This window comes from Bifidobacterium sp. LH_558 (assembly GCF_056356295.1).
The window spans coordinates 163,246-189,686 of the sequence record NZ_JBKETZ010000003.1 but is presented as its reverse complement, the minus strand read 5'-3'; the positions used below and the strand labels follow the sequence as shown (position 1 = coordinate 189,686).

General features: G+C 62.0%; 25 protein-coding genes. 14 read left to right on the top strand and 11 right to left on the bottom strand.

Features of this window, described 5'->3' with window-relative positions; genetic code table 11:
• Position 1 precedes the first annotated feature (1 nt).
• From AC1AV0_RS05630 to AC1AV0_RS05620, 3 genes are all read left to right on the top strand, one after another.
• Positions 2–1,114, top strand: coding sequence for an aldose 1-epimerase family protein (locus AC1AV0_RS05630; protein ID WP_476571953.1), 1,113 nt, complete (start codon positions 2–4; stop codon positions 1,112–1,114).
• Between the two features lie 66 nt (positions 1,115–1,180).
• Positions 1,181–2,602, top strand: a complete 1,422-nt coding sequence (locus tag AC1AV0_RS05625) for a sugar porter family MFS transporter (protein WP_476571951.1) — start codon at positions 1,181–1,183, stop codon at positions 2,600–2,602.
• Between the two features lie 232 nt (positions 2,603–2,834).
• Positions 2,835–3,542, top strand: a complete 708-nt coding sequence (locus tag AC1AV0_RS05620) for an SDR family NAD(P)-dependent oxidoreductase (protein ID WP_476571949.1) — start codon at positions 2,835–2,837, stop codon at positions 3,540–3,542.
• Between the two features lie 3 nt (positions 3,543–3,545).
• Here the strand turns inward: AC1AV0_RS05620 and AC1AV0_RS05615 are convergent, their stop codons facing one another.
• Genes AC1AV0_RS05615 through AC1AV0_RS05600 form a run of 4 tightly spaced genes read right to left on the bottom strand, consistent with a single transcriptional unit; the run spans position 3,546 to position 7,134 of the window.
• On the bottom strand, positions 3,546–4,166 hold the full coding sequence (locus AC1AV0_RS05615; protein ID WP_476571947.1) for a hypothetical protein: 621 nt from the start codon (positions 4,164–4,166) through the stop codon (positions 3,546–3,548).
• Positions 4,163–5,704, bottom strand: a complete 1,542-nt coding sequence (locus tag AC1AV0_RS05610; RefSeq protein ID WP_476571945.1) for an ABC transporter ATP-binding protein — start codon at positions 5,702–5,704, stop codon at positions 4,163–4,165. The genes AC1AV0_RS05615 and AC1AV0_RS05610 overlap by 4 nt, the downstream gene beginning before the upstream one ends.
• Positions 5,704–6,465: an energy-coupling factor transporter transmembrane component T gene (locus AC1AV0_RS05605; RefSeq protein WP_476571942.1), complete on the bottom strand. Its 762-nt coding sequence runs from the start codon at positions 6,463–6,465 to the stop codon at positions 5,704–5,706. Before AC1AV0_RS05605 ends, AC1AV0_RS05610 begins: the two co-directional genes overlap by 1 nt.
• A gap of 48 nt (positions 6,466–6,513) precedes the next feature.
• Positions 6,514–7,134 carry an MptD family putative ECF transporter S component gene (locus tag AC1AV0_RS05600; RefSeq protein WP_476571940.1) on the bottom strand — a complete coding sequence of 207 codons (621 nt, stop codon included), beginning with the start codon at positions 7,132–7,134 and terminating at the stop codon, positions 6,514–6,516.
• Between the two features lie 227 nt (positions 7,135–7,361).
• On the opposite strand from AC1AV0_RS05600, the gene AC1AV0_RS05595 reads away from it, so the two are divergent.
• The 3 genes from AC1AV0_RS05595 (at position 7,362) to AC1AV0_RS05585 (ending at position 10,248) form a co-directional block, all read left to right on the top strand.
• Positions 7,362–7,862 carry a nucleotidyltransferase domain-containing protein gene (locus AC1AV0_RS05595; RefSeq protein WP_476571938.1) on the top strand — a complete coding sequence of 167 codons (501 nt, stop codon included), beginning with the start codon at positions 7,362–7,364 and terminating at the stop codon, positions 7,860–7,862.
• The gene (locus AC1AV0_RS05590) at positions 7,862–8,236 is read left to right on the top strand and encodes a HepT-like ribonuclease domain-containing protein (RefSeq protein ID WP_476571935.1); all 375 of its coding nucleotides are present in this window, start codon (positions 7,862–7,864) and stop codon (positions 8,234–8,236) included. The genes AC1AV0_RS05595 and AC1AV0_RS05590 overlap by 1 nt, the downstream gene beginning before the upstream one ends.
• Positions 8,237–8,457: 221 nt before the next feature.
• Positions 8,458–10,248 (top strand): 1-deoxy-D-xylulose-5-phosphate synthase, encoded by a 1,791-nt coding sequence (locus AC1AV0_RS05585; RefSeq protein WP_476571933.1) that lies wholly within the window; start codon positions 8,458–8,460, stop codon positions 10,246–10,248.
• Between the two features lie 99 nt (positions 10,249–10,347).
• On the opposite strand, the gene AC1AV0_RS05580 is transcribed toward AC1AV0_RS05585, so the two are convergent.
• Positions 10,348–11,766 carry an MATE family efflux transporter gene (locus AC1AV0_RS05580; protein WP_476571931.1) on the bottom strand — a complete coding sequence of 473 codons (1,419 nt, stop codon included), beginning with the start codon at positions 11,764–11,766 and terminating at the stop codon, positions 10,348–10,350.
• Between the two features lie 198 nt (positions 11,767–11,964).
• Between AC1AV0_RS05580 and AC1AV0_RS05575 the strand changes: the two genes are divergently transcribed.
• The gene (locus tag AC1AV0_RS05575; protein ID WP_476571929.1) at positions 11,965–12,540 is read left to right on the top strand and encodes a TetR/AcrR family transcriptional regulator; all 576 of its coding nucleotides are present in this window, start codon (positions 11,965–11,967) and stop codon (positions 12,538–12,540) included.
• A gap of 71 nt (positions 12,541–12,611) precedes the next feature.
• On the opposite strand, the gene AC1AV0_RS05570 is transcribed toward AC1AV0_RS05575, so the two are convergent.
• A complete protein-coding gene (locus AC1AV0_RS05570; protein ID WP_476571926.1) occupies positions 12,612–13,898 on the bottom strand; it encodes an ROK family transcriptional regulator in 1,287 nt (428 codons plus the stop codon).
• Between the two features lie 269 nt (positions 13,899–14,167).
• Here AC1AV0_RS05570 and alsE point away from each other — a divergent pair, with 269 nt between their 5' ends.
• The 4 genes from alsE (at position 14,168) to AC1AV0_RS05550 (ending at position 17,891) form a co-directional block, all read left to right on the top strand.
• Positions 14,168–14,866: a D-allulose 6-phosphate 3-epimerase gene (alsE, locus tag AC1AV0_RS05565; RefSeq protein WP_476571924.1), complete on the top strand. Its 699-nt coding sequence runs from the start codon at positions 14,168–14,170 to the stop codon at positions 14,864–14,866.
• Between the two features lie 68 nt (positions 14,867–14,934).
• Positions 14,935–15,933, top strand: a complete 999-nt coding sequence (alsK, locus tag AC1AV0_RS05560) for an allose kinase (protein WP_476571922.1) — start codon at positions 14,935–14,937, stop codon at positions 15,931–15,933.
• Between the two features lie 32 nt (positions 15,934–15,965).
• The gene (locus AC1AV0_RS05555; protein ID WP_476571920.1) at positions 15,966–17,174 is read left to right on the top strand and encodes an MFS transporter; all 1,209 of its coding nucleotides are present in this window, start codon (positions 15,966–15,968) and stop codon (positions 17,172–17,174) included.
• A 210-nt stretch (positions 17,175–17,384) separates the two neighbouring features.
• Positions 17,385–17,891, top strand: a complete 507-nt coding sequence (locus AC1AV0_RS05550) for a MerR family transcriptional regulator (RefSeq protein WP_476571918.1) — start codon at positions 17,385–17,387, stop codon at positions 17,889–17,891.
• 48 nt (positions 17,892–17,939) lie between these two features.
• Here the strand turns inward: AC1AV0_RS05550 and AC1AV0_RS05545 are convergent, their stop codons facing one another.
• From AC1AV0_RS05545 to AC1AV0_RS05530, 4 genes are all read right to left on the bottom strand, one after another.
• A complete protein-coding gene (locus AC1AV0_RS05545; protein ID WP_476571915.1) occupies positions 17,940–18,371 on the bottom strand; it encodes a GNAT family N-acetyltransferase in 432 nt (143 codons plus the stop codon).
• A 130-nt stretch (positions 18,372–18,501) separates the two neighbouring features.
• Positions 18,502–19,302, bottom strand: a complete 801-nt coding sequence (locus tag AC1AV0_RS05540) for a methyltransferase domain-containing protein (RefSeq protein WP_476571913.1) — start codon at positions 19,300–19,302, stop codon at positions 18,502–18,504.
• Positions 19,303–19,330: 28 nt separating this feature from the next.
• Positions 19,331–20,722 (bottom strand): MFS transporter, encoded by a 1,392-nt coding sequence (locus AC1AV0_RS05535; RefSeq protein ID WP_476571911.1) that lies wholly within the window; start codon positions 20,720–20,722, stop codon positions 19,331–19,333.
• Positions 20,723–20,984: 262 nt separating this feature from the next.
• Positions 20,985–21,887 carry a LysR family transcriptional regulator gene (locus AC1AV0_RS05530; RefSeq protein ID WP_476571909.1) on the bottom strand — a complete coding sequence of 301 codons (903 nt, stop codon included), beginning with the start codon at positions 21,885–21,887 and terminating at the stop codon, positions 20,985–20,987.
• A gap of 177 nt (positions 21,888–22,064) precedes the next feature.
• On the opposite strand from AC1AV0_RS05530, the gene AC1AV0_RS05525 reads away from it, so the two are divergent.
• Together AC1AV0_RS05525 and AC1AV0_RS05520 are read left to right on the top strand one after the other, a co-directional pair.
• The gene (locus tag AC1AV0_RS05525) at positions 22,065–23,561 is read left to right on the top strand and encodes a flavodoxin (RefSeq protein WP_476571907.1); all 1,497 of its coding nucleotides are present in this window, start codon (positions 22,065–22,067) and stop codon (positions 23,559–23,561) included.
• Positions 23,558–24,277 carry a DUF4405 domain-containing protein gene (locus tag AC1AV0_RS05520; RefSeq protein WP_476571905.1) on the top strand — a complete coding sequence of 240 codons (720 nt, stop codon included), beginning with the start codon at positions 23,558–23,560 and terminating at the stop codon, positions 24,275–24,277. The genes AC1AV0_RS05525 and AC1AV0_RS05520 overlap by 4 nt, the downstream gene beginning before the upstream one ends.
• Positions 24,278–24,316: 39 nt before the next feature.
• Here the strand turns inward: AC1AV0_RS05520 and AC1AV0_RS05515 are convergent, their stop codons facing one another.
• Entirely contained in the window at positions 24,317–25,030 is a 714-nt protein-coding gene (locus tag AC1AV0_RS05515) for a DUF4391 domain-containing protein (RefSeq protein WP_476571903.1), read from the bottom strand.
• Positions 25,031–25,168: 138 nt separating this feature from the next.
• Here AC1AV0_RS05515 and AC1AV0_RS05510 point away from each other — a divergent pair, with 138 nt between their 5' ends.
• Positions 25,169–26,413 (top strand): MFS transporter, encoded by a 1,245-nt coding sequence (locus AC1AV0_RS05510; protein WP_476571900.1) that lies wholly within the window; start codon positions 25,169–25,171, stop codon positions 26,411–26,413.
• Positions 26,414–26,441 lie beyond the last annotated feature (28 nt).

Below are 26,441 nucleotides of genomic sequence, written 5' to 3'. Positions count from 1 at the left end.
CATGGTGAATGTCAACAAGAACCATACCGATGCGTACGCGGGTGGTGCCACGCGCTCGGATATGCTCGCCCATGTGGGCAGCGTGCAGCAGGCCGCCTACGTCCGTCCGATTACCTATCGGGAAGGCCGCGCCCACGGACTTGACGCCATCGAAGTGAAGAACGGGCCTATGAGATTCGTCTCCATGGCCGACAAGGCGCTCGATGTGAGCGAGTTCGAATACCGCGGCCAGAATCTCACGTTTCTGTCCAAGCCGGGCCTCAATGGCCGCAACCAGTTCGACACGCATGGTCAGGAGGCGCTGCGCTCGATTATGGGCGGACTGTTCTTCACCTGCGGATTCGAGAACATCTGCGGTCCGTATTCGACGCCCGAGGGATCAAAATATCCCGCCGGCGACTACCCGATGCATGGCCGTGTGCGCACCACTCCCGCCGAACATGTGCGCGCCGACGCGCGCTGGGAGGGTGGCGACTACGTACTCGAGGTCTGCGGCGAGATGCGCGAGGCCGAGCTGTTCGGAGAGAACCTCGTGCTGCGCCGCACAATCCGCACGGTGTATGGTCAGCCGTCGATCACCGTGGATGACGAGGTCACGAACGAGTCATTCCGTGACGAGCCGCTGATGTGGATGTACCACTGCAACTTCGGCTGGCCGCTACTGGACGAAGGCGCCGAGGTCGTCATCCCGAGCCGCGTCGTCGCACCCCGCGACGAGACCACCGCCGCCGATACGACGGCATGGAACGAAATCGGCACCCCGGAAGCGAACAAACCCGAAAGCGTATACATCCACGAACTCGCCGCCGACGAATCCGGCCGCAGCTTCGCCGCCGTCGTCAACCGCAGGCTGGGACTTGGCGTCGTCATCGATTTCTCCGTGGAGGACTTCCCCCATTTCATGGAATGGAAATCCATGGCGTCAGGCGACTACGTGGTCGGACTCGAACCCTCGAACTCCAAGGTGTACGGCCGCGGCTGGCACGAGGAACGCGGCGACCTGCCCATGCTCGCGGCCCAAAGCTCGCAGCGCAAAACACTCACCTTCACCATCGTCGAAGGGGAGCGGTCCATCGACGCCCTTATCGCACGCCGCGACGCCCTGCTGGCGTAAGCCATGCCTCTCCATCCAACTCCTATCGCCGCGAATCGGCTCTTTCAACGAAGAAGGAAACCCATCATGTCCTCATCAATCCCTGTGCCCGCCATGCCCGAATCCAAGTCGAGCAACCACTCCGTCGCACGACGCCTCGCCATCATCGCCGCCATCGGCGGACTGCTGTACGGCTACGATTCCGCCGTGATCAACGGCGCCACCGAAGCCATCAAAACCCAATTCGCCACCGGCGACGCGGTCCTCGGATTCGCCGTCGGCTCCGCATTGATCTCCGGCGGCATCGGCGCGCTACTCGCCGGCCGCATCTCCGACAAAATCGGCCGCGTGCCCATGATGAAAATCGCCTCCGTGCTGTTCTTCATCTGCGCCGTCGGCTGCGGCTTCTCCACCAGCATCTGGATGCTGGTCGCCTTCCGTGTGCTCGGCGGATTCGCGGCAGGCATCGCCGCCATGGTCGCGCCGGTGTACATCGCCGAGATCTCGCCGGCCGACGAACGCGGCGTCCTGGGCGCGATGCAACAACTCGGCATCGTGATCGGCATTTTCATCTCGCTGCTGGTCAACGCACTGCTGGTCCACATCTCAGGCGGCGCGGACGCCGCCATGGGGCCGCTGGACACCTGGCAGTGGATGTTCATGTGCATGGCGGTGCCCTCCGTGCTGTATTTCGTACTGGCCTTGACCATCCCCGAATCGCCGCGCTATCTCGTCGCCCAGCATCGCGACGAACAGGCCGCCACGGTGCTCGCCTCGGTCAGCGTGGATTCCTCACCCATCGATGAGCAGATCGCACGCATACGCGACTCCATCGGCACCGACCACAAGCCCTCCTTCCGTGATCTTCTCGGCGCGAACGGCCGCATCCGACCGATCGTGTGGGTGGCCGTGGTGTTCATGATCTTCAACCAGTTCACCGGCATCAACGTGATCTTCTACTACTCCAACTCGCTGTGGAGCGCCGTGGGCTTCACCGAAAAGGACTCGTTCACCATCACCGCCATCACCTCGCTGGTCAATATCATGGCCACGCTGATCGGCATGACGCTGGTCGACCGCATCGGGCGTCGCCCGCTGCTGCTCGCCGGATCCATCGGCATGGTCGTGGCACAGGGCGGTCTCGCGCTGCTGTTCGGCACAGCACCAATCGTCGACGGTTCCCCGCTAATGGGGCCGGTCACCGGACCTCTGGCCTTGGTGTGCGCCAACTTCTTCGTCATCGCCTTCGGTGTGACCTGGGGCACCGTGTCGTGGGGCATGCTCTCCGAGATGTTCCCCAATGCGATGCGATCGGCCGGCATGTCCGTGGGCACCGCGGTGCAGTACACGTCGAACTTCGTTGTCACCGTGTCGTTCCCGATGCTGCTCGGCGTCAACGTGGGATTGGTCTACGGCCTGTTCGCGCTGTTCGCCTTCCTCTCCTTCTTCTTTGTGCTGAGGTTCGTCAAGGAGACCAAGGGCGTCGCTTTGGAGGATATGAAGGCCTGAGGTACTGACCTGCGGTCGCACGGAGCTCGTCGCCCCGGATCCGCGTGTGAACTTTGACAAAGTGTGAAACGAACATGAGATTCGTAGAAACGCCGAAGTTCCGCGAATCCGGGGCATGTGCGATTGTGAGGTTCCGTGCGATTAGGGTCGCACGGGCGGGAGGATCGACTCCTTCCGTGCGCGAGGTACCATAGACGGGAATCCAAGCAAACCGGTTCGAGGAGGAAAGAGCATGGCTAACGGCAACGGCAAGCGCATCGCGATCGTCACAGGCAGCGCATTGGGATTGGGATACGAGCTGGCGAAGCAGCTCATCGAACAGGATTGGATCGTGGCGGGCATCGACTTCAACGCCGAACGCCAGAGCGAACTGACTAAGGAACTCCCCTCGGATTCGTACCATGCGTTCGTCGGCGACGTCTCCGACGAGGCCTTCGTCAAGGACTCCGTCACTCGGATCTCCGCGCTGGGCCATATCGACCTGCTTATCAACAACGCCGGGCAGCCGAGTTTCAAAACACCCACCGGCTATGAGGGCGCGGATGTCGACAAATGCCTCAAAGGCCTTAAGGGCATGATCCTGTGGAGCGTGGAGACGCTGAAGGCCACAGGCGAAAAAGATGTCAAAATCGCGAATGTGATGAGCACCGCCGCCACACGCGGCAACGCCAACGAAAGTGTCTACTGTGCCACCAAATGGGGAGAGAAGGGCTATACGGCAAGCCTTCAGGCCGCATACAAGGGCACAAGCGTGAAAATCGTGGGCCTCTATCCCGGCGGCATCGACACCGCGTTCTACCGCGACAGCCACGACTACGTCTCCGAAGAGAAGCAGCGCACCTTCATGGATCCGGCCGACGTGGCGCGTGTGATGCTGTTCAACCTCGTCAACGATGCCAACCTCACCGTCTCCGACCTGCAGATCGAACGCAACAGCTGACGATCAATCCTCGAGATGATGCAGGGCGCGGACGATGGCGCAACGGTCGTCAATCGTGCCCTCATCCGCGCACATGGTGGCGTACCAGCGCTGATTGCGCAGCGTGCCGGCCGGATCGGCCGACATGTCGAGCAGCGTGTTCAGATCGCTGGCGTACTGGAAGTGCAGATGGCTGAGCAGACCGCCTTGCGCGAACGCGCCGCGCGCGGGCATCGGATCGATGGCGAGCAGCCAACGGAACGGGCAGTCCGCAGGCGCGTCGGCGGCTTCGAACACCGTGGTGGGGGAGCCCTCGAGACCCTTCGGCACCACATGGTGCACGGTATAGACGAATGTGCCGAGCTCGTTGCCGCCCTCCGTCAGCCAGGTCAGCGCGAAGCCGTCGTCGCCATGCGCGTCGACGCGCCAACCGGAGATGATCTGAGGCTGTTCGGGGCTGGTGGTGGCGCAGGCCATCGACCAGAACGCGCGGATGCCGTGCGCGGCCATCGGCGCGGTGGCCGGATTGGCGAGAGCGGCCTGCTGGGCCTGCTCCCATGTGATCTGCATGGCCGGATCGTTGGACGCGATGTAATGTTCGAAGCTTTCCCACTGGCCGACCCAGTCGTTGGGATTGAACGTCATAATTCCTCCTTGGCAGATGGTGTGGTGGATTCCAAATCGATGATGCGGTCGCACCAGCCGGCGGCCAGCTCCTCGTCATGCGTGACGACCAATACCGCGGTGCCGGCGGCGGCCAATCGGCGTAGCAGCGTGCCGACCTGTTCCATATGATGGCGGTCGAGTCCGCTGGTCGGCTCGTCCAGCACGACCAGTCGTTTGCCGCACATCATCGCCGAGGCGATGGCCGCGCGCTGCTTCTGCCCGCCCGACAGGCTCATCGGATGACGGTCGGCCAATTCCGCCAGGTCGAGCTCACTCAGCAACTGTTCGCAGCGGTCGGCGACTTGCGGGTCGGTTTCGTCCAATCCGAGCAGCAGTTCCTCGCGCACGCTGTCGCTGAACAGCTGATAGTTCACGTCCTGCATCACGAGGAATCCGGCGCGGGTCAGCGCGGCGGGGCGTGCGGGTCGCTCATCGAGCAGGATGCGGCCGGAAACTGGCTTGATCAGGCCGGTGAGCGTGCGCACCAGCGTGGTTTTGCCGCAGCCGTTGCGCCCCATCAGACCGGTGATTTCGCCGGATTTCAGCTCAAGGTCGGGGATGGCGCGGCTGAACGCGTCACGTTTGCGATAGCCGACGCGCAAGTCTTCCGTACGCAAAAGCACTGCGCCGCTCGCCGGTTGCGCTGTGGAATCGACGCGCGTGCTTTCGGATGGGGGAGTCTCGCTGCCGGGCATATGGTCGGCGGGATTCGCGAGGTTGCCGTCGCTCAGTTTCCGCTCGATCCGCTGGCGATACGGCGTAAGATCCAACGCGCGCAAACCCCAATCGTGAATCCGCTCCTGCGGCAACGCGAGGAATTCGTTTGCGGACAGGTCGTGCGTGATGCGGCCATGCTCGCAGACCACATAGCGGTCGGCGACGCCGGTAAGCCAGGCGAGCCGGTGCTCGGCGACGATCACGGTCAGCCCGTCCGCCTTCATCCGCTCGATCGCCTGACGCATGTCGTCGATGGCGGCCGCGTCGAGATTGCTGGTCGGCTCGTCCAACACCACCACTTTGGGGTCGAGTACCGTGGCCGCGGCGATGGCGATGCGTTGCTTCTGTCCGCCCGACAGGTGAAACACGCTGCGGTCCAACAGATGGGTGACGTCGAAACGACGGGCGACGGACTGCACCCGTCGGCGAATCTCATCGGCGGGCAATCCCATATTCTCGCAGGCGAAGGCCAGCTCGTCGGTAGTGTTCGCGTTGAAATACTGCGTTTTGGGATTCTGGAACATGCTGCCCACCAATGGCGTGAACTCGTCGATCGGTGTGGTCGCCACAGCGAGACCGCAGGTATGCTGCGCGCCGGTGAGAGTACCGGCGAAGAACGAGGGCACCAAGCCGTTGAACAAGCGGGTGAGCGTGGTTTTGCCGCATCCGCTTTGGCCGCACAACACCACGCATTCGCCCTGTCGGATGGTCAGCGTCGCGTCGCGCAGCGCATAGTCATCGCCGGCGGCGGCATAACGGAACGACGCATGATCGGTGACGCAGATGGTGGAATCCGTCATCACAGTACCCCCGCGATATCCAAGGCCAACGGCAACGTGCAGACAAGCATCACCAGCCAGTCGGCGGCGCGCATGCGGATTTCCGTGCGCGAGGTGTGCGCGCCCACACGTCCCAGACCTTTGGTCAATGCCGCCACCGACAGATCCTGCGCGACGGTGGTCGCGTTCATCAGCAGCGGAATAAGAATGTATTCCAGCGACTGCGCGGGATGCCGCAGCAGCGCCGCCCCGCCCGACGCGATTCCCCGCAGCGCCATCGCGTTGCGAATCTGCCGATAATCCTCGGCGATGGTCGGGAAGAAACGGATCACCACCACGCAGGGGATGACGACCGCTTCAGGCGCGCGCATATGCCGCATCGCGCACACCAGCTCACTGGCCGACGTGGTGGCGAAGGCGTACGCGCCGGTGATGAAGCAGGGCAGCATCATGCGCATGCCCGCCGACAGCAAAGCGGCGAACTGCAGCCAGACGTTGGTCGTATCGGCCGGAACCAGCATGCTCACGACAAGCAATACGGCATAAACACACGCGAACCGCGTCGCCATGCGCGCACGCCCCGACACGAGCTGCAACGCCAGAAACATCGCGACCAGCAGCACTTCGGTATGCGTGTTCACATGGAAGAACAGCAGCAGATTGGCGACGAGCAGTAGGTACAGCTTCGCCCGCGGGTCGAGATGCAGGAATCGGCGCGAGTCGCGTTTCGTGTTGTCGCGGGATGCGGACGATACGCTGACGTGCGGGGCGTTATAGGTCATAGACGTAAGGCTGCGTGTGGGATGCGGGTCAGAGCGTGGGCGTTCGGGTTAGGCGATGCCGGCTTTGACGAAATGCTTGCGCATCATCCGCTGGCCGAACCAGCCGCCGAGAATCGCGCATACGAGAATCGCGCCCATCGACAGCCAGAACGTGCCGACGTTGATGTTCTCAAACACGCCGTTGATGTAGGCCGCGTCCTTGCCGCGGTTCTCCAGGCTCGCCACATAGGCGTCCTTCATGAACCACAGCGGCAGGATCGGGCCGGTGAGACCGTAGGAGAACACGACGTAGCTGACCAGCAGCAGCGTCTTGCTTTTGTACTTGCCGGCGCGGGCGATGAGGTCGGCGGCGACGGGGAAGATGATGCTGGCGAGGAACGAGAGCACGAAATGCCCGGAGATGAACAGGAACAGGCCGATCACCACGCCCATCACCGTGATGCCGCCGAATTTGCCCACGCGTGCGGCCAGCAGCATGAACACGCAGCCGGAGATCAGCGCGGAGACTGCCGGCAGGAAGATCGAGCCGAAGCCGCCGGTGAACAATGTGCTCGACAGCGTGGCGACGCACACCATCACGAAATACAAGGCGGTGAACACGCCGATGGTGATGAGGTCGGGCACGGTGAGACGGTTGCCGCCGACGGTGGGAGTGGTCTGTTCGGTCATAAGAGGGTGGCCTTCCTTCGTGTGATGCCTGTGGGCGATGCGAGGTCAGGCTTTTCAATCTATCGAGCCGGCGCGCAAAAGGCAATACTTTTTATGTAAAAATCGGTATTCAACGATATGTTCCCATATTGACTGTGTTCGCCTTTCGGTTTGCGTTTTGGCGTATGCGTCATCCCTGGCGAGTTCTGTCAACGCGAAGGATATAGCATACATGCTATAGTTGGGGCATGAAAATGATTGATGAACTCAAAGACGAGCGCGTGCGGCTTGGGATGAGCCAGAAAGCGGTCGCCGAGGCGATGGGAACCACGCAGTCGGCCGTATCCCGCGCCGAACGTGTCGGCAATCCCACGCAGGATTTTCTGCAACGCTACAAACAGGCGCTGGACGGAGCGTTCCGTTCCGAAAGCACGCTTGAGCTGGAGACGATCAAACTCATCGTCTCCACAGTATGCCGCAAATACGGCTTGGCGGAGGTATGGCTGTATGGTTCCATGGCGCGAGGCGAGGCGCGATCCGACTCCGATGTGGACCTGTTGTACCGCCTTGAGCCTGACGCGCGTTTCGATATGATTCAGCATGCCGCGTTGGTCGAGGAATTGCAGGCTATGTTGGGCAGGGAGGTTTCGTTGACCTCGCTGAATGCATTGGAGCGTCATGCCGAAACAAGCCGGGCCAGTCGCCGGTTCTTCGACCACATCAAACCCGACATGGTCAAGGTGGCATGATGTCCGAGACGTTCCACGCGGATCAACGCTATCGCGACGAAACCAACCTGCTTCGTCTGGTCGAACATCTGGAGCACGCCTTCGCCGACGCATCCCAAGCGGAATCAGCGGATGAGTTGGAATCCAATCGGACGTTGTTCAACTCGGTGGCAATGGAGATGCTGCAGGCGCAGGAATCCGCGCGTCGGTTATCCGATGAATTCCTCGCATCCACGCCGGCCTTGCCATGGAAGGAACTGCGTGGCATGCGCAACATCATCGTGCACCAATACGACGAGATCGAATCGCATACGCTTTATGAATCGGCCACGGTGAACGTGAGCTCATTGCTCGAACAGCTGCGCCCGTATGTCGACGCCATCGAAGACGAGTGAGATCCCTCGACTCCACTACGCTCCGCTCGGGATGACGATGAAAGGGATGCTTTGACGCAATCGTCCACTCGGAGGACGTTGAAAGAGATGTTTGGCGCACGCGTCCGCGCGGAGATTTCACGCTGAGGGTGAACAAATGGGGAGTCGATTTTGACCTCAAGCGCTTGAAGTTTTTAACGTCGTGCTCATCACCGTCAGGTGCATATCGAAAGGACACGACCGTGACGAACCATTTGAACTCCATCAACGGGCCCGCCGACCTGAAGAAGCTCGACCGCGCCCAACTGCCCGAACTGGCCGACGAGATCCGCCAAGCGGTTCTCACCAAGGTCACCGCGGCAGGCGGCCACTTCGGACCCAACCTCGGCGTGGTCGAGGCGACCATCGCCCTGCACTACGTGTTCGATTCCCCGAACGACAAAATCGTGTGGGACGTCTCCCACCAGTCCTACCCGCATAAGATCCTCACCGGACGCAAAGAGGCCTTCCTCGACCCGGCCCATTATCACGACGTGACCGGCTACACGCATCCGAGCGAAAGCGAACACGACCATTTCGTCGTTGGCCACACCGGCACCTCCATCTCCATGGCCGTGGGCCTCGCCAAAGGCCGTGACCTGAACGGCCGAGGCGAGAACGTCATCGCCTTCATCGGCGACGGCTCGCTCTCCGAAGGTGAGGCGCTCGAAGGCCTCGACAACGCCGGCGCGATGGACACGAACCTCATCATCGTGCTCAACGACAACGAATGGTCCATCGCCGAAAACCAGGGCGGCATGTACGAGGGGCTCGCCGAACTGCGCGCCACGAACGGCGCTTCGGAACGCAACATGTTCCGCGACTTCGGCCTCGACTACCTGTATGTGGCCGACGGCAACGACACCGCCGCGCTCGTCGAAGCCTTCGAGCAGGTGCGCGACATCGACCACCCCGTCGTTGTGCACATCCACACCGACAAGGGCCGCGGATCAGCATGGGCTGAGGAGAACAAGGAAGCCGGCCACTGGCGTCTGCCCGAAGCCGCGCTGAAGCAGATGGAGGAGGCGGGCCCCGTCGAAGACGTCGACTCCGTGACCGTGGACTTCCTGGAAAGCAAGATGAAGGCCGATCCCACGGTGGTCGCCATCACCGCCGCCACCGCCGGATCCGGCTTCCCGCGCGACTTCCGCGAGCGCGTGGGCCGCCAGTTCGTCGACGTGGGCATCGCCGAACAGCATGCGATCGCCTTCGCCTCCGGCATCGGCAAGGCGGGCGGCAAACCGGTCGTGGAAATGTACTCCACCTTCATGCAGCGCGCCTACGACCAGCTGCAGCAGGACCTCGCTCTGCAGGGCAATCCGGCGACCATCATCATGATGAGCATGGGCTCCATCGCGCCGGCCGACAACACGCATGCCGGCATGTACGGCATCGCCATGGCCAACACCATCCCCGGACTGACGGGCCTGGCACCGGCCACGCTCGAGGAATACCTTGCCATGCTTGACTGGTCCATCGACCGTGCGAATCGTCCGGTGCTCATCGCCCAGCCCGGCTCGCTGTATTCCGAGGCCGATCTGGCCGCCGCTTTGGGCGGACCGATCGCCGAAGCGGGAGCGGACTCGTTCGATGAGAAGGATCTGTCGTACCGCACCATCGCGCGCGGTTCGAAGGTCGCGATTCTCGCGCTGGGCGACTTCCTGCAGCTCGGCGTGCGGGTGCGTGCCGAACTCAAGGACAAGCTCGACGTGGACGCGACGCTGATCGACCCGCGCATGTTCTCCGCCGTCGACGCGAACGCGCTGGACGCGCTGCGCGACGAGCATACGGTGGTCGTCACCTTGGAGGACGGCATGCTCACCGGCGGCTTCGGACGTGAGGTCGCGGCGCATTTCGCCACCGACAAGACCATGACGGTGCTCAACTACGGTGCGGACAAGGAGTTCAACGACTGCGTTCCCACCGACGAACTGTTCCGTCGCTATCATCTCGACCCTGAGACGATCGCCGAGGAAGTTCGCCTCGCGCTGTAGTCCGGACATGCGATAGCGGCTCTCCCGTCTGCCATCAGGCGGGAGAGCCGCTTTGCTATGAGCTCGCGATATGTCGGGTAAGGGGATTGATTGTGGGCGCTACGAGGCGCGTGTCAGCAGCGTGCGGCGGCGGGTTGTCTTTGATGAGGCGCTGGGTTGCGTCTTGCCGATGGCTCGGTAGAGCGCCGCAGCGGTGATCGCCCCGACGGTTTCCATGAAGGGCTGCACAAGCATCAGACCGTACAGCGGCCAAATCCAGTTCGCCAGCGCCATCAGAGGCAGATCGACGGTGCCTTTGCGCAACAGCGAAAGCACCATGGCTTGTTTCGCCGAACCTGTCGCCTGAAACACGGCGATCAGCATGAATTCGATAACGATGGACGGCAATGCCAGCGATCTCAACCGCAGGAACCGTGCGCCGTAATCCACAACGGTCGGCTCGTCGATGAACAGACTCACCAGACCGCCGGCGAACAGCTGATAGACCAGCAGGCAGGCAATGGAGGCGACGAAACCAAGGGCCAGCGTGGTACGGATGGCCGCACGCATGCGCCGATGGTCGCCGGAGGCGAACGTATAGGCCACCAGCGGAATCACACCGTCCGAAATGCCCATGATGAGCTGGAAGGGAATGGTCTCCAGCCGTTGCATCACACCCATGCCCGAGAGCACCTCGGTGGGCTGTGCCGACAGGAATCGCACCATCGCGCTGTTGGACACCGACGACAGGATGATCACCATCGCGGCGGGCAGTCCCACAGTGACTATGGCTCGCACGTCGGCGCGCGGAATAGGCTTGGGCAGCAGGCTCATGCGCACCATGCTGTCGGCGCGATGCCGCACCACATACGCCAACAGAAACGCCAGGCCGGTCGCATTCGACAGGGCCGTGGCCAGCGCCGCGCCGGCGACCTGAAGGTCGGCGACGAAAATCAGCAGTGGTGCCAGCACCATGTTGACCGCCACGCCCAAGCACATGCCGACGCTGGCGATCGCGGCCTTGCCCTCGGCGCGCACGATGGCCGCCACCACCAGATTGAGAATCGTGAACGGCGCGCCGACCATGCAGGCGAACACCAAATAATGCCACGCGAAGCGGGCAACCTCGCCGTGCGCGCCCAGTAGGCCCAGCATCGGCCGGCCGATCACGGCCATAATCAGGGCAAAACATACGGCGCTGCCGGCGGCCATCCATACCGTGGCGGTGGCGGTGCGTCCAGCGCGTTCGAGATCACCCTGACCAAGCTGGCGCGACACCAGGCTGCCGCCGCCCACGGCGAACAGATTGGACACGGCGTTGAGCAGCATGAACACCGGATAGGTGACGGTTAGCGCGGCCACCTGCGCCGGGTCGCCGGTCTGACCGATGAACCAAGTGTCAGCCATGTTGTAGACCAGCACCACCATCTGGCTGATGACCATCGGCACCGCCAACGTGGCGATGGCGCGGGGAATCGGCATCGTCTCGAACAGGGCCTTCGAGTCGGCTGCGGATCTGGTTTTCAAATGAATAGGCATGATGGGAATATCTCCAATGTAATGTCACTTGAGTTGCATATTTCTTGCGAGGGACATATCATCACGAAGCCGGACGCATCGCAATGGACAAAATCTTCGATATCGGGACTTGTGCCACGGTTCGGCCCTCATGGTGGCATAAGTCGCATAAGAACCCGCGTCGCACGAGGGCGGCGTGCGGAAGGAGGGAGTCGGAATATGGTCAACCGCAATGATTTGCGCGTCGTCAAGACAATGGACGCCATCCATACCGCATTCGAGGCCATGATCTGTGAAATGGATTATGGGAAGATTTCGGTGACCGAACTATGCCAGCGTGCGCGCGTCAACAAGAAAACCTTCTACCGCTACTATGCGACGCTCGACGATCTTCTGGCTGAATTCCAGTCGGAGATGGGCGCCGCGTACATCGAAGCCACCAGAGACTTCCAGCTGCCACGCGACATTCCGCAGGTGTCGCGGGTGTTCTTCGAATTTCTTGAATCCAAACCCGTGTACTCGCGCATCACCTGCGCGCCCACCTACCGGCGCACCCAACAGAGTCTGACCGACACAGTGGTCGATGACCACTGGCGCAAGTCCGGTGCGCTGGAACGCGTGCCCGAGCCCGAGAGAGCCGTCGTCCTCGCCTTCGTGCGCACCGTCGGCGTCGAAATATACCGCCAGTGGGTGGCCGGTGGGCGCAAGGTGCCGCTCGAACGCATCATCGAGATGACGTCCATCCTGCAATCGGACGGACTGGGCGGACTGCTGCGCCCGGACGCGGATGCCTGAGGCGCGCGTCGCGATTGATGACGCCTGTGCGGACGCAGGGAGAAAGAGGAAACGGCTGGGCGGTGAGATGACTATCGGTCAAGCAGATGTTCGGCCGATAGCGCGCGGTCGGTGGCGAGCACCAGCGCGCCGGCCAAACCGTTGAACCGGCCGAGAGGGCTGCGGCCAATGGTCAGGTTGCGCGTGGTCAACGGGCGCGCCTTGCGGTAGACGGTGGTGCGAATCACCGTGAGCAGCTCGTCGCTGGCCTCGACGATCATGCCGCCGACAATGACGTGACGCGGGTTGAGTACATTGCATAAGGTGGCGATCATGGTGCCGATCGCCTCCCCGGCTTCCTCGACCGTCTGCTCCGCGCCGAGGTTGCCGTCGCGCAGCCGTTCGATCAACTGTTCGACCGTGGTGGGTGCCTCGGCGGCGGGGGAGAGCTCCTGCAGTCGGCGCAGCATCGCGGGAACCGCCGCCACCGCCTCAAGGCAGCCGGTCTGGCCGCAGGCGCAGCGGCGGCGGATGCGCGGGTCGAAACAGGTGTGGCCCACTTCGCCGGCGGCACCGTTGAACCCATGGAAAATACGGCCGTCGGAGCCGATGATCCCACCGCCGATGCCGGTGCCGATTTTCACTTCGATCAGCGGCTGCTCGCTGGCCGGCATGATGGCGGCGTCTCCGAGCGCCCGAAGATTTGTGTCGTTCTCCACCATCACCGGGCAGCCCAATGCCTCGCCCAGATATCCGACCGTATCGAAAGCATCCCATCCAGGCATGATCGGAGGGCGGATGGGGGAGCCGTCGCGCATATCCAGCCTGGCAGGCAATCCCAGCACGGCATGACGCATCGGAAGATCGGGCCGAGTTTTGCCGGCCAAGCGCCATAACTGTTCGGCAAGCCAATCCAAAAACTCGCTGGGGCTGAATGCCGATACGTCGATGATGTGGCGCTCGCAAGCCAGCAGTCTCATATTCATATCGGCGACGGCCAGCATGGTGTGTCGGGCGCCGACGTCGGCAAGGGCCAGCAAACCAAGCTTCTCGTTGATGGCCAATCGTTCCGCCGGCCGACCTCGGTCCACAGCGATGGTGCCGGTGGGAGTGAGCAGTCCGTGCCTGATCAACGTGTCGACGCAGGCGGACACCGTGGAGCGGGGTAGTCCGGTTTCGCGCACGAGCGCGGCCTTGCTTTGCGCCGTGTGGGAGGCGACGAGCAGCGCGACTTGGCTGGGCAGGCTGTTGCCCGCGGTGTGTTCCGCTCGTGCGCGCTGGCAGGGTATGGCGAGGTCGCGCAGTTCGGGAGGCTCTTCGACGGTGGGTGCCATCGTGGAGCTCGGAGACGGGGAACTGGGGGATTGCGCGGTGTTCATGAGGGCTCCCTTGTTGTCGGCGTGATGTATGGAGGCGTGCGTGGTTTTTCCGGCCGTGCGTCGCTGCATGACTTTCAACAGATTAATAACAGAATACGACATAAATCTGTCGTTGAGTGACATTAATCATCCTCGTATCGTAAGAATCACCTTAAGGAACATGGCGACACAGCAGTACAGCAGTTGCCGAGCTGGTACCAACGACGAAACCACCAAACACACACCGCTTACGCCCGAGCGCATGCGCGGTATACGTCAAAGGACAAGCAATGAACGCTCCCAAATTCGCAGTCTCGCTGATGTGCATGGACTTCGCCATCGCCGGCGAGCAGGTCAGCACGCTAAGCCAGCATGCCGACTCCTTCCATCTGGACATCATGGACGGGCATTTCGCGCCAAATCTGTCGCTAAGCCCCGCATGGCTCAAGAAAGTGCTGCCGAACAGCTCCATCCGCAACGAGGCGCACGTCATGGCCGACGATCCCGACATGTGGCTCGAACCGCTCGCCGACGCCGGCGTGAACGTCGTCTCTCCGCACGTCGAAACGCTCAACACCCATGCCTTCCGCACCATGAACGCCATTCGTTCGCTCGGCATGGGCACCGGCCTGGTGCTCAACCCTCTGACCACCTTCGATTCGGTGGTCCCGCTGCTGGAACGCATCGACATCCTGACCATCATGACCATCGACATCGGCTTTGCCGGCCAGCCGTTCATCGACGAAATGCTCGCCAAAATCGAGCAGGCGGCGGCATTCAAGGCCGATCACGGTCTGAACTATGAAATCCAGATCGATGGCTCATGCAGTGAGAAAACCTTCGCGAAACTGCGCGCGGCCGGCGCGGAAACCTTCATCCTCGGCAACGCCGGTCTGTTCTCTCTCAACCGCGACCTTGACCAGGCGTGGGCGCAGATGCGCGCCAACTACGAGCGCACCACCGGCGAAACCCTTCACGCCGAAGACTGAGCCGACGCATCTCATTCCTTCTCATTTCTTTCCATCCCACCTATTTATCTATGCAAAGGAGCATCACCATGTCCATCACTACCACAGGCACCGCATCCCACGTGGGCGCGCCCATCTCCTCCGCCAGCATCGCCACGGCGGACAGTCCCGTCAACTCGGCCACGCTCAAAACACCGGTCGTGCTCGGCATCGACATCGGCGGCACCAATCTGCGCGTCGGCTTGGTCGACCAACTTGGAGCGCTTGTGGACAGCCGCCGCGTTTCCTCCCAAGAGGCGCTCTCCGGAGCCGATCCGATGGGCAAGCTCGCCGACTATCTGGATCGCTATCTGGGCGAAACGCTGGACGACACCTATGATCTTAAGGCCATCGCCGTGGGCTTCCCCTCAGTAGTGGACGCGAGCCGCACCACCGTGATTCAAACCACCTTCATTCCCGGTCTCAACAACGTGAACGTGCCCGACCGCCTCTCCCGATTCGGAGTGCCGGTATTCATCGACCGCGATGTGAATATGATTATCCGTTATGACGCGAAGCGACTGGGATTGCAGGGCGCGCGCGGCGTCACCTTCGGCTGCTACGTGGGCACCGGCATCGGCTGCGCCCTGGCGGTGGACGGCAACATCCTCGTCGGCCTTCACGGCGTGGCCGGCGAACTCGGCCACATCTATGAGGCCACCGGCATTCGTTGCGGTTGCGGACTCGACGGCTGCTCGGAGACAGTGGCCTCAGGCAACGCCCTCGTGCGCGAACTCGAAGCCCATCATCCCGGTGCTGTGATCGACGACGCCTTCAGCGAATACGGCGACGAGGAATTCGTCGACCAGTGGCTCGAACACCTCGCGTGGACTTTCTCCACCGTCATCAATCTGCTCGACCCGACCACCATCATCATCGGCGGCGGCGTCACCCAGATGAAGGACTTCCCCAAAGCAAGACTGGAGGAGAAGATCAAGCGCATGTCCCGCAAACCCTATCCGGCCGAAGACCTGCCTATCGTCTATACGATCCCCGGCAAGTACGACGGCGTCATCGGCGCGGCCCTGTGCGCCCTGGAACAGCTGTAAGGCACAATGGATCTCAAGGAAGGACCACTGCGATGACCAAAACCACTTACAGCCCGCTGATGAAGTTCTCGTTGCTGTCCATCTCGCTGCTGCTCACCTCAGCCAACGCCATCTCCGGCGTTATGCCGGCGCTGGTCGAACAGTTCGCCGACCAGGATCGGTCGACTGTGGAATTGCTGAGCACCGTGCCCTCGTTCTCGATGATCATCATGATCATCCTCTCCGGATTCATCGCCCGCGCCATCGGCGACAAAGCCACCGTGACCATTGGCCTGGTCATCGCCGTGGTCTGCGGCGTGATCCCCTTCGTCGCCACCGGCTCGTTCCCGATCATCATGGCCTCGCGCATCGGACTGGGCGTCGGCTTCGGCCTGATCAACTCGCTGGCAGTCTCCATGATCGCCTCGTTCTTCACCGGTGACGAAAAGGCCACGCTGATGGGCTTCCGCTCCGCCTTCGAATCCCTCGGACAATCCGTGATGACGCTGATCGCCGGATTCCTGGTGACCTTCGGATGGAACATGTCCTTCCTCGTGTACCTTGTCACAGTACCGATTCTCGTGCTCTTCGTGCTCTTCGTACCCAAAGCACCGGTCGGGACGGAAACCGGGGGAGAAGCGGAACAGGACGGCGACACGGCGCAAGCCGGTTCCGCCGCACCCGCGAAGCAGCGCGTCAATGCGCCCATCATCCTGATCGCAGTGTTCCTCGTCGTGGCCGTGACCATGTACATCGGCCTGACCGTGCGTCTGTCGTCCGTGGTGACGGACTCCGGCTTCGGCACCATGCAGCAGGCCTCCACACTGCTGAGCGTCATGACCATCGGCGGCATGCTTATGGGCTTCGTTTTCGGCCTCATCAACAAAACGCTCAAAGCGCAAACGCTCACCGTCGGACTCGCGGCGCTCGCCGTCGGCGCGATCGTCATCCATTTCGCCCCGAACTTCGCAGTGCTGTGCGTCGGCGCGATGATTGCCGGCATATCCTACCCGACGATGATCTCCTACACCTTCAACCAGATCTCCGAAGTGTGTCCCAAGGGTTCGGACACGCTGTGCACCTCCGTGGTGCTCGTCGGCTGCAACCTCGGTGCCTTCACCGCGCCCTACACGCTGCGCCTGGTAGGTGCGCTGACCGGTGGTTCTCTTTCGGCGCCGTTCCTCGTCTACGGCATCGTACTGCTGGTTATCGCCGCAGGCTATGCCGCATGGAACATCATGCATGGCGTGAAGAAGGCCTGACCGGATACCGTTGCAGATGGGCGCGGCCGGTGATGCGCCGGCCGCGCCCATCTCGTATGCGCCGCACCCCGCGCCGACGTCATCTGGGATGCATAATGTGCGGGCATTACGGTGGCTCTCCCTGTGTGTTGTGGCGGGGAGAGTCGCTGTTTTTTCTGGAAGCGGATGTTCGGTTGACTTCAAGTACTTGAAGTCATTAGCGTGAACGGTATGACACAGCAAGACACCACAACCGGCCGGACGCAATGGCACACGATTCGCGAAGCGTCGCTGCTGAGCGGATTAAGCGAATCGACCCTGCGGTATTACGAGCAGATTGGCATCATTCCGCCGGTGGCGCGCGACCCCAGCTCCGGGCACCGTGTCTACACCGACCATGACATCGACGTGCTGCAGACCCTCTCCTGCATGAACGCGATCGGCATGTCGCTCGATGCGATGCGTCAGTATCTGTCCAACGCGACCGAAGTCCTGTCCGGTGAAACCGATGCCGTCGACCCGCAGGTCGTGCGCGAACGGGCGAAACAGCAGGTCGAACTGCTCGACTCCCAGGCGCTGCGGCTGGCTGAACAGCTCGAACGCATCAAAATCCAGCAGGCCTACTGTTCGATCAAAACGATGTATTGGAACGCCATCGCCGAAGGGCGCAGGGCCGACGCCGAACGCATCCTCGACGACAACCGCGACATCGCAGAACAGGTGCGCCGCTGCGCATAGCCGGTTTGGTAGAAGCGGTCCGGTCGGGCCATGAGTGGGTGGAGCGGATTAGCCCAGTGATTTGGTCATCCATCCGTGCTCGCCGTCGTCGAACAGCTCGTCGGTGACCTGATATCCGAAGTGCTCATACATCGGAAAGTTCTCTTTTTCGGCGTGCACGGCGGCGGTCACGCCCCCGGCCGCCAGAATGCGGCGCTCCGCTTCGGACAACAGCGTTTTTCCAACGCCGTGCCCGCGTTCGTCGGCGACCACCGCCAGCCGGGCGATCACCCAACGACCCGGTTGGTCGGCATGCTCCGGATCCGGAAAGAACCGACACGTCGCCACGGCGCGGTCGCCGTCGAAAGCCAGAAGATGCGTGGCGCATCCCGGCTCATCCCACTCGTCGAACTCCGGACGGAACTCCTTCTCTCTGACGAACACCGCCGTCCGAATCCTGCGAGCCTCATCCGTCGCCACGTCGTATTCCCGAATCTCCATATGCGCCTCCGTTCCAACCATACCGTAATACAGTCAGACTTTCTCCGTGGGCATGACCTCAAGGAACAGATAATCGCGGTACCGTTCGCGGACCAGCTCGACCAGACACCGTGCCTGTCGATTCGCTGGACTACAGCTGGGCTAGGAAGAAGAAGCGCGGCATCGGGATGAGCACAGTGCCGTCCGACTGCAGCGGATAGACCTTGCTGAGGCGTTCGACGAACATTCGTTCATACTCCTGACGCAGTTCGTCGGTGGGCAGCTGCGCCAGATACGGACGCATGCCGGTGCCGCGATACCATGCGACGACGCCTTCGTACCCGTCGAGCGCATGCCAGTAGGTCGTCTCCCACACTTCCGTGCGGCGAGACAATGGCGCGATGAGATCGTAATATGCACCAACATCGAATCGGTCACCGCCCAAATGATGGTAGGGACGGGTGCCTGCAACGCCGATGTGTTGCGCGAACGGGGCTTCGGCCGCCATCTCGCGCATGATGGTGTGAGCGGGCTGCTTGATGGTCTGCGTGAACTGACAGGCTGCGAAACCACCAGGCCTCACGCGCCGCAGCATGGCCGGGATCACCTCGCGATGGTTCGGCACCCACTGCAGGCAGGCGTTGGAGAACGCCACATCGAAGTTGGAGGGCAATGTGTCGAGATTGGCGGCATCAAGTGTTTCGAACGTCATGGCAGGATACGCGCGCCGCGCGGCCTCGATCATCTCCGGTGACGAGTCGATGCCCAGCGTCTCGGCATTCGCATAGCGGGAGGCGAGCTGCGCCGTACTGTTGCCCGGACCGCAGCCGATATCCAGCAGCTTGTGCGGCAGCCCATCATCGGCGGGCAGCCGATTCACCAGATCGCGGCTTGGCTGTGTGCGCTGGTCGGAGAATTTCAGATACTGTGTCGCGTCCCATGTGAATCCCATGCTTCGCATGATACTGCGTGGCATCCGGTTACTGTTTGCGCCGTCCAACTACGTGTCTTTGGCGGTTATTGCGTTCCAACCGAATCGACAAGCCGAGTGTTACCAGCAGTAGCGCGGCCGTGGCGAGGAAGCATACGCGCATGGCCGAGGCGAAGGAACCCATCGATGCAACTATCGTGCCGAAGACGGCGATGCCGAGCGTGCTGCCGACCTGACGCATCGTATTGAACATCGCACCCGCGATGCCCGACTGCTCCGGCGCGACGGAGCGCAGCACCAGCGCGGACGTCGGCGGAGTGACGAAGGAACAGCCGCATCCCACGACGGCGACCAACAACGCCGCCGACCAGGCGTTCAGATGCGATCCGAGCAACGCCATAACGGTCAGACCGGCCGTCATAGCAATCAATCCTCCGACCACCGGCACACGGGTTCCATGCGCCACGGCGATGCCGGGGGAGCGCAGATTGCCGATCATGCCGGCGAACGCCGAGGGGATGAACGCCAATCCCGACACAAACGCGGAAAGACCCAGTTCGTTCTGCAACAGACTGGTGGTGAGGAACACCATGCCATACCAGGCGATCATGAACACCAGTCCAATCACCATGGACACACGCATATCGTACGAACGCAGCGTGCTCGGCGGCATCATCGGATGTTTGACGTGACATTCGACGGCCGCGAACGCCGCCAACGAGATGACGCCGATTGCCAACAGCGCAATAACCAGCAGCGAACCGAACCCGCGCTCGCCGCCTTCGATAAGACCTGCGACCACACCTCCCAAACCGAGAATCGCCAAAACCTGTCCGGCAAGGTCGAACGGAGCCACGCGGCGTTCGGAGGGGCGCATCTTCGGAACCAACACGAGAATCAGCACACAGGCGGGAATGTTGATGGCGAACACCAGACTCCAATGGATCGGCGTCAACAGGCCGCCCAGAATCGGTCCCATAACGGCGGCGACGGTGCCGCCGAAGGCCCAATAGCCCATCGCCTGCCCCTGCTCGACCGGATCGGGATAGTTCTCGCGGATCACACTCATCGACGAAGGCAGCAATGCCGCCGCTCCCACGCCCATAATCGCACGTCCCGCGATCAGCATCGGCATCGTGAACGCGAATGTACAGATCAACGAACTGATGAGGAACAGCGCGGAGCCGGCCGCGAACACCCGTTTGGCTCCCAACCGGTCGGACAGGTTGCCGGTGCCCAGCAGCAGCGTGGCGAACGGCAATGTGTATCCGTCCACCACCCATTGCTGTCTGGACATGCCGCCTCCCAACTGCTCGCCGATGGTCGGCAGTGCGAGATTGACGATCAGCACGTCCATGCAGCTCAAGAAGAACGCGGTCGAAGCCGCCGCCACCGGAACGCGCGACGTGTGGTCATGCCGGGTTGAATCGGCGAAAGACATATGCGATCTCCTTGCACGAGTGCGTTGCATCCTACGGTTCGAAAGCCGTCACCACGAACGGCGGCGACCTGCCGCTGCGGATACTGTATGCCGGTCGACGCCATGCAGGCCAATACGCAAACGCTTGATTCGACCATGCCCTATGAGCATTCTGGGTGCCTTCATCAGACGGTCTGATCGGCCGTCAGGCTGGTGCTGTCTGCGTGCGACGGTCATCTTTCACGTGCGCGATGGTCATCGTGGGGACCGTCGACGGAAATGATCAGGATGCGCGCGTGATGAGGGTGCGAACCTCGTCGAGATAGGCCTGGCAGGCGTGGGACATGGGTTGTCCTTTGCGCCAGACCAGACTCAGATGCGCGTCCATCGGCGGATCGAGCGGCCGGGAGACCAGATCGCCCGTTCCCGTTTCGCCCGCATCCAGCAGGGAATCGCGCAGCGCCAGCTTGCATCCGAATCCCTCGGCGACCATCAGCTGGGAATTATGCGTGACGTTGGTGGTGCCGATGACGTTCAAGCGGGAGATTCCGCCGCCGATCCATCCGGACAGGTCATTGCGTTTGAAAGCGTTGCGCGGAACGATCAGAGGAACGCCTTTGAGATCCTCGCGGCGGATCGAGGGGCGCGAGGCAAGCGGGTGTTCCCGTCGCATCATCAGCACCCACTGGTCGACCACCGGCAGTTGCAGATAATCGAAACGAGACATATCCGCCGGTTCCAGCACCAGGCCGAAATCATCCATCCCCGCGTCGACACGTTCCAGCACATCAGTGGCGTTACCGTCGAACATATGGAAACGGATGCCCGGATGGCGCGCATGCAATGAGGTCATGGCACGGGCGAGCAGGCGCATGGTCTCGCATTCGGCCGAGCCGATGTTCACATCGCCGGAGAGTTCCTGATTGGTGTTCGCCAGATCGCGCAGCGTCCTGTCGCTGATCGCCACGATCTCTTCGGCGCGGCGGCGCAGCAGACGTCCCTCCTCGGTGAGCTCCAGCGTGCGGCCGCGCGTGCCGCGGACGAACAGGGGAGCGCCGATCTCTTCCTCCAAGGCTTGGATTTGGCGCGATAGCGTAGGTTGGCTCATACGTAGCATATCTGCGGCCGCGGTGAACCCTTCCTCCTCGATAACCGTCAGAAAATAGCGCAGTACCCGAATCTCCATGGAGGGTTTCCTCTCTCGCGGCCAGTCCTTACAGGATACGGAGGCCGTGCGGGCATTGTCAATGCTTGGCAGGCATGGAGTGCACTAACAAGTCGGTATTTGCATCGCAATGTCGCCGCCGTTATGTTCAAGCCATTGACCGAGGCCGACGGTCATTCGCGTCAGAAAGGTTGCACTATGGTCACGAACACCCCCAGACGGAATACAGGAACCGACGCTTCCAGACGATCGAAAATCATCGCGCTTGTCGCATCCGTGGTCGCCGTTGCGCTGGTGGTGTCCGCCGTCTGGTGGTTTGGCCCGTGGCGGCGCTCCGAACGGTCCGTTGCTCCGACGACGCTATCCAAATCGGTGGTTCGTGACGATTCCGGCGACACCACAATGATGGTGGTCGAAGGCGGCACGTTCGCCATGGGCAGTCCGGAATCGGAGCGGCAGCGTGGAGCGGACGAGACGCGGCATGAGGTCACGGTCTCCGACTTCCGCATCAGCCCCACCGAAGTGACCCAAGTCGACTACCAGCGCGTGATGGGCGTCAACCCCAGCCACTTCCAAGGCGACGACCTGCCCGTCGAACAGGTGAGCTGGTTCGACGCGGTCGAATACTGCAACCGTTTGAGCGAATCCGAAGGGCTTGATCCCGCCTACACCATCGACGGAGACGACGTGACTTGGGACCGCTCGGCCAACGGATACCGCCTGCCTACGGAGGCGGAATGGGAGTATGCCGCGCGGGCCGGAACCGACACCATCTTCACCACCGGCGACCAAATCACCGCCGCGGACGCGAATTTCGAAGGCACCTACCCCTATCTCATCGAGGAGAACTACGTCCATCACACCAATCCGGACGTGGTGCAGAGCGAGAACAGAGGCGAGAGCATCGCCGTCGGGTCCTTGCCGGCGAATGCTTACGGACTGCACGACATGGAAGGCAACGTGTCGGAATGGGTGTTCGACTACTACGGCGAATACGACACCATCCGAACCACCGATCCGTATGGCCCCGAAACCGGCTCCTTAAGAGTCAACAGGGGCGGCGGATACGACGATTTTGCCAAACAACTGCGCAACGCCTACCGTTCCGCCACCAATCCGCGTTCCGTCGACCAGAACATGGGTTTCCGCATCGCGCGCAATGTCGAGCCGATCGACGAAGCCGTATCCACAAGCAATGCGCTTGACGTGGAAATTCCGGAACATCCGAGCATCCTCGTCGCGTATTTCTCCTATTCGGGCAACACCGAGCATGCGGCCGAACTCATCGCCGAAGCGACCGGCGGAGACCTGCATGAGATCGTGATGGACGAACTGTATTCGGGCAACATCTACGAGTCTTCGCAGGCCGATCTGAACAATGACGTGCATCCCGCGCTCTCCTCGCGGGTGGGAGATATGGACCGCTACGACGTGGTGCTGCTCGGATACCCGACCTGGTGGTCCACGATGCCGATGCCGGTCGTCACATTTTTGGAATCCTATGATTTCGCCGGCAAAACGATCATCCCGTTCTCATCGAACGGCGGCACCCGGTTCGGCGATTCCGTCTCCGACCTCGCCAAGCGGGTGCCGGGCGCCGTCGTCGGCCAGGGATTCGAATTCACCTATTCGGGAGGATTCGATCTCGCAAGCGACATCAATGCATGGCTGTCCGAAAGCGGGCTGGCATCATGACGCAACACGATGACGATGCGCGTCGGGCGCGTTCGGCCCGCCGCGCGCGAAAGACGAAAGTGTTGCGTGTTATGCGCATCGTGGTGGACGCGGCGATGTTCGTCCTGTTCCTCTACCTTATGGGATATCAGGCGGGCAGGGGATTGATGCTGCACGCCGTGCTCGGCATCACCCTGTTCGTGTTGTTCGCGGCCCACCATCTGCTCAATATGAACTGTTTCCGCACGCTTGGCCGAGGCCGGTACACCACGAGGCGCGTGGCGTTCGTGGCGGTTGACGCGCTGCTGTTCGCGGCCATGATTGTTATGGCGGTCAGTTCGGTGATGATGTCCGGATCGGTGTTCGAATCCGTGCCGATCCGCACCACCCAGTTCGCGCGCGACCTGCATCTCGCCTCCAGCGCATGGGGTTTTCTGCTGATGGCGGTGCATCTGGGATTGCACACGCACGCCCCGCTGCTGCGCTGGCGTGCGCGCGTGCGCGGCACGGCGTTCGACTATGTGCAGCTGCTGGCATTGGGCATCGTAGTGCTGGCTGGCCTGTGGTGCCTTATGGATAGCGGTCTGATCGGCGATATGCTGTTGCTGGGCACGCGGCGCGACCATGCGGCAGGCACGATCGTCGGATTCACGCGATACCTGTGCGTCGTGAGCGCGGTATGCGTCATCGTCCATGCGATATTCCAAATCGCGCGAATTATCAGATCGCATCGCTGAAGGGTGAAGGCCTGAATGCGGTGTCGATAACGGTGGCGGCTAGGCTTCCAGTGTTTCGATCTGCTTGTTGACCTTATGGAGTTTGGCGTAGATCTCATTGCGCTGCGCGGGTGTTTTGGCACGTGTATGATCGCGGCCCAGCTTCTCCGCCTCGGCCCGCAACATGGCAATCTGCTCGCGTCGGGCGATACGCGCGTCCAAATCGGCACCGTCGGCCGAATCCAGAATCGCCTGTGCGCACAGCGCATCCCACGCCTCATCCAACGTCGAACCCGCGAGCTCCAACTGGGCTTCGCTGGCCGGCTTCCAATCGCCCGCATACACTTTCGTGACAGGCACATGCCCCGGCTTGACAGGCATGTTGCGGCGCACTGCGAAGGCGCACTCCTCATGGCGCGAGCCTTCGCGCTCCACCTCGCGCACCACGGCGAACACGATGCCCGAGGCACGCTGGGAGGCGATATGGTCGACAACCTCGACCGGAACATCCGCGCCTGAGATGCGCAATCCGATCACCAGAATCTCCCGCATCCGCTTGCCGTCGGCGATGCCGGTGTTCGCCGCGCGCATCAGCGACAGCATGGTGATCGACTCCACTTCGGTGGCGTACCGTTGCTTGAGTTTGGCGGAGACCGGTGCTTTGGCCATGAACATCTGTTTGGGCAGCGTACCCTTGGGCGCGGGAATCGCCGTGGAGACGGGCAACCCCAATGTCAGTGCGGAAACCGTGCCGCAAACCGCTGCAGTCATCATCGACCTTCTTTCGCCGGAACATATCGTTGCCCCGACTCTACCAGCCGGACCTGCGCCACGCCGCGCACGTCCAAACACCGGCCCGGCCCGTGTGGCTGACGGGAGGGTTGTCGGCGAGCGTGAGCAAGATAATGAGCCATGGGAGAACAAGGCGGAACGGTCCGTCGCGACAGGCGGCACGTCAATGGCGCGGGCCCGATCGCGGCGATGGTGTTTCTAGTGGCGTTGAACCTACGGCCTGCGATCGTGGCGGTCGGACCGCTGCTGCAGGATCTGGGAGATGATCTTGGCTGGAGCGAAGGCGCACAGGGAATGCTTGGCGCATTGCCACTGCTGGCGTTCGCCGTGATGAGCACGCTGGTGCGCTTCCTCACCGCTCGTTTCGGTGAGGATGTGGCCGTGCTGTTGGCGTTGCTCTGTATCGCCGCCGGAACGGTGATCCGCTCGGCCGGCGGTTCGGCGACGGTCTGGCTCGGCACGCTGGTCATCGGCTGCGCGATCGCCGTAGGCAATGTGCTGGTGCCGGTTATCGTCAAACGCGACTATCCCAAGCACGTGTCCGTGGTGACATCCATATCCTCGGCCTGTATCACCGCGGGCTCCGCCACCGCCAGCCTGACCGCCGCGACCATGGCCCAACATTGGGGAGGATGGCGCTCGGCGCTCGCGTTCTGGGCCGTACCCGCGGTCGTCGTCGCGGCCTTATGGGTGATACGGATCGTCATACATCGGCGAGCTGTGGAATCCACTCGTGTGCGAACCGAGGATTCCTCGTCGAACGCCGTTCGCTTCAGCGCGGGTGATGAGAAGGATTCACAAGACGACGTTCCGTTGTGGCGTCGGCCGATGACATGGTGGGTGACGGCGTTCATGGGACTGCAATCCGCCGCGTTCTACACCATGTCGAATTGGCTTCCCTCGATTGCCATGTCGGTGGGTTTTGACTCTGGTGCGGCCAGTCGACAGCTGTTCGTGTTCCAGGTGATTGGCGTGTTCTCGGGTCTGTTGATCACGCGTCTGATGAATGTGCGGGGCAATCAGATCACGGCCGCGGTGGTGGCGAGTCTGCCCGTGGCCGCAGCGGGTTTCGGATGGTTGATCGCTCCGGAATCATCCATGCTATGGTCCGTCATCGCCGGATGCGGGCAAGGTGCGGCGCTTGTCGTGGCTCTCGCATTGATTGCGATGCGCGGGCGGACTCCGGGCGAAACCGTGGCCTTGTCCGGTATCGCCCAATCCGTGGGATATCTGTTGGCCTCGGCCGGGCCTTCGGTGTTCGGGGTTCTCGCCGAACATACCGGCGGGTTCCACGCTTCACTGGCCTTCTTCATCGCCCTTGCGATTATCCAATGCGCAATCGCCGTCCGTGTCGGACGTGCGTAACCGGCCTTCCGACTGAATGGTTCGACAG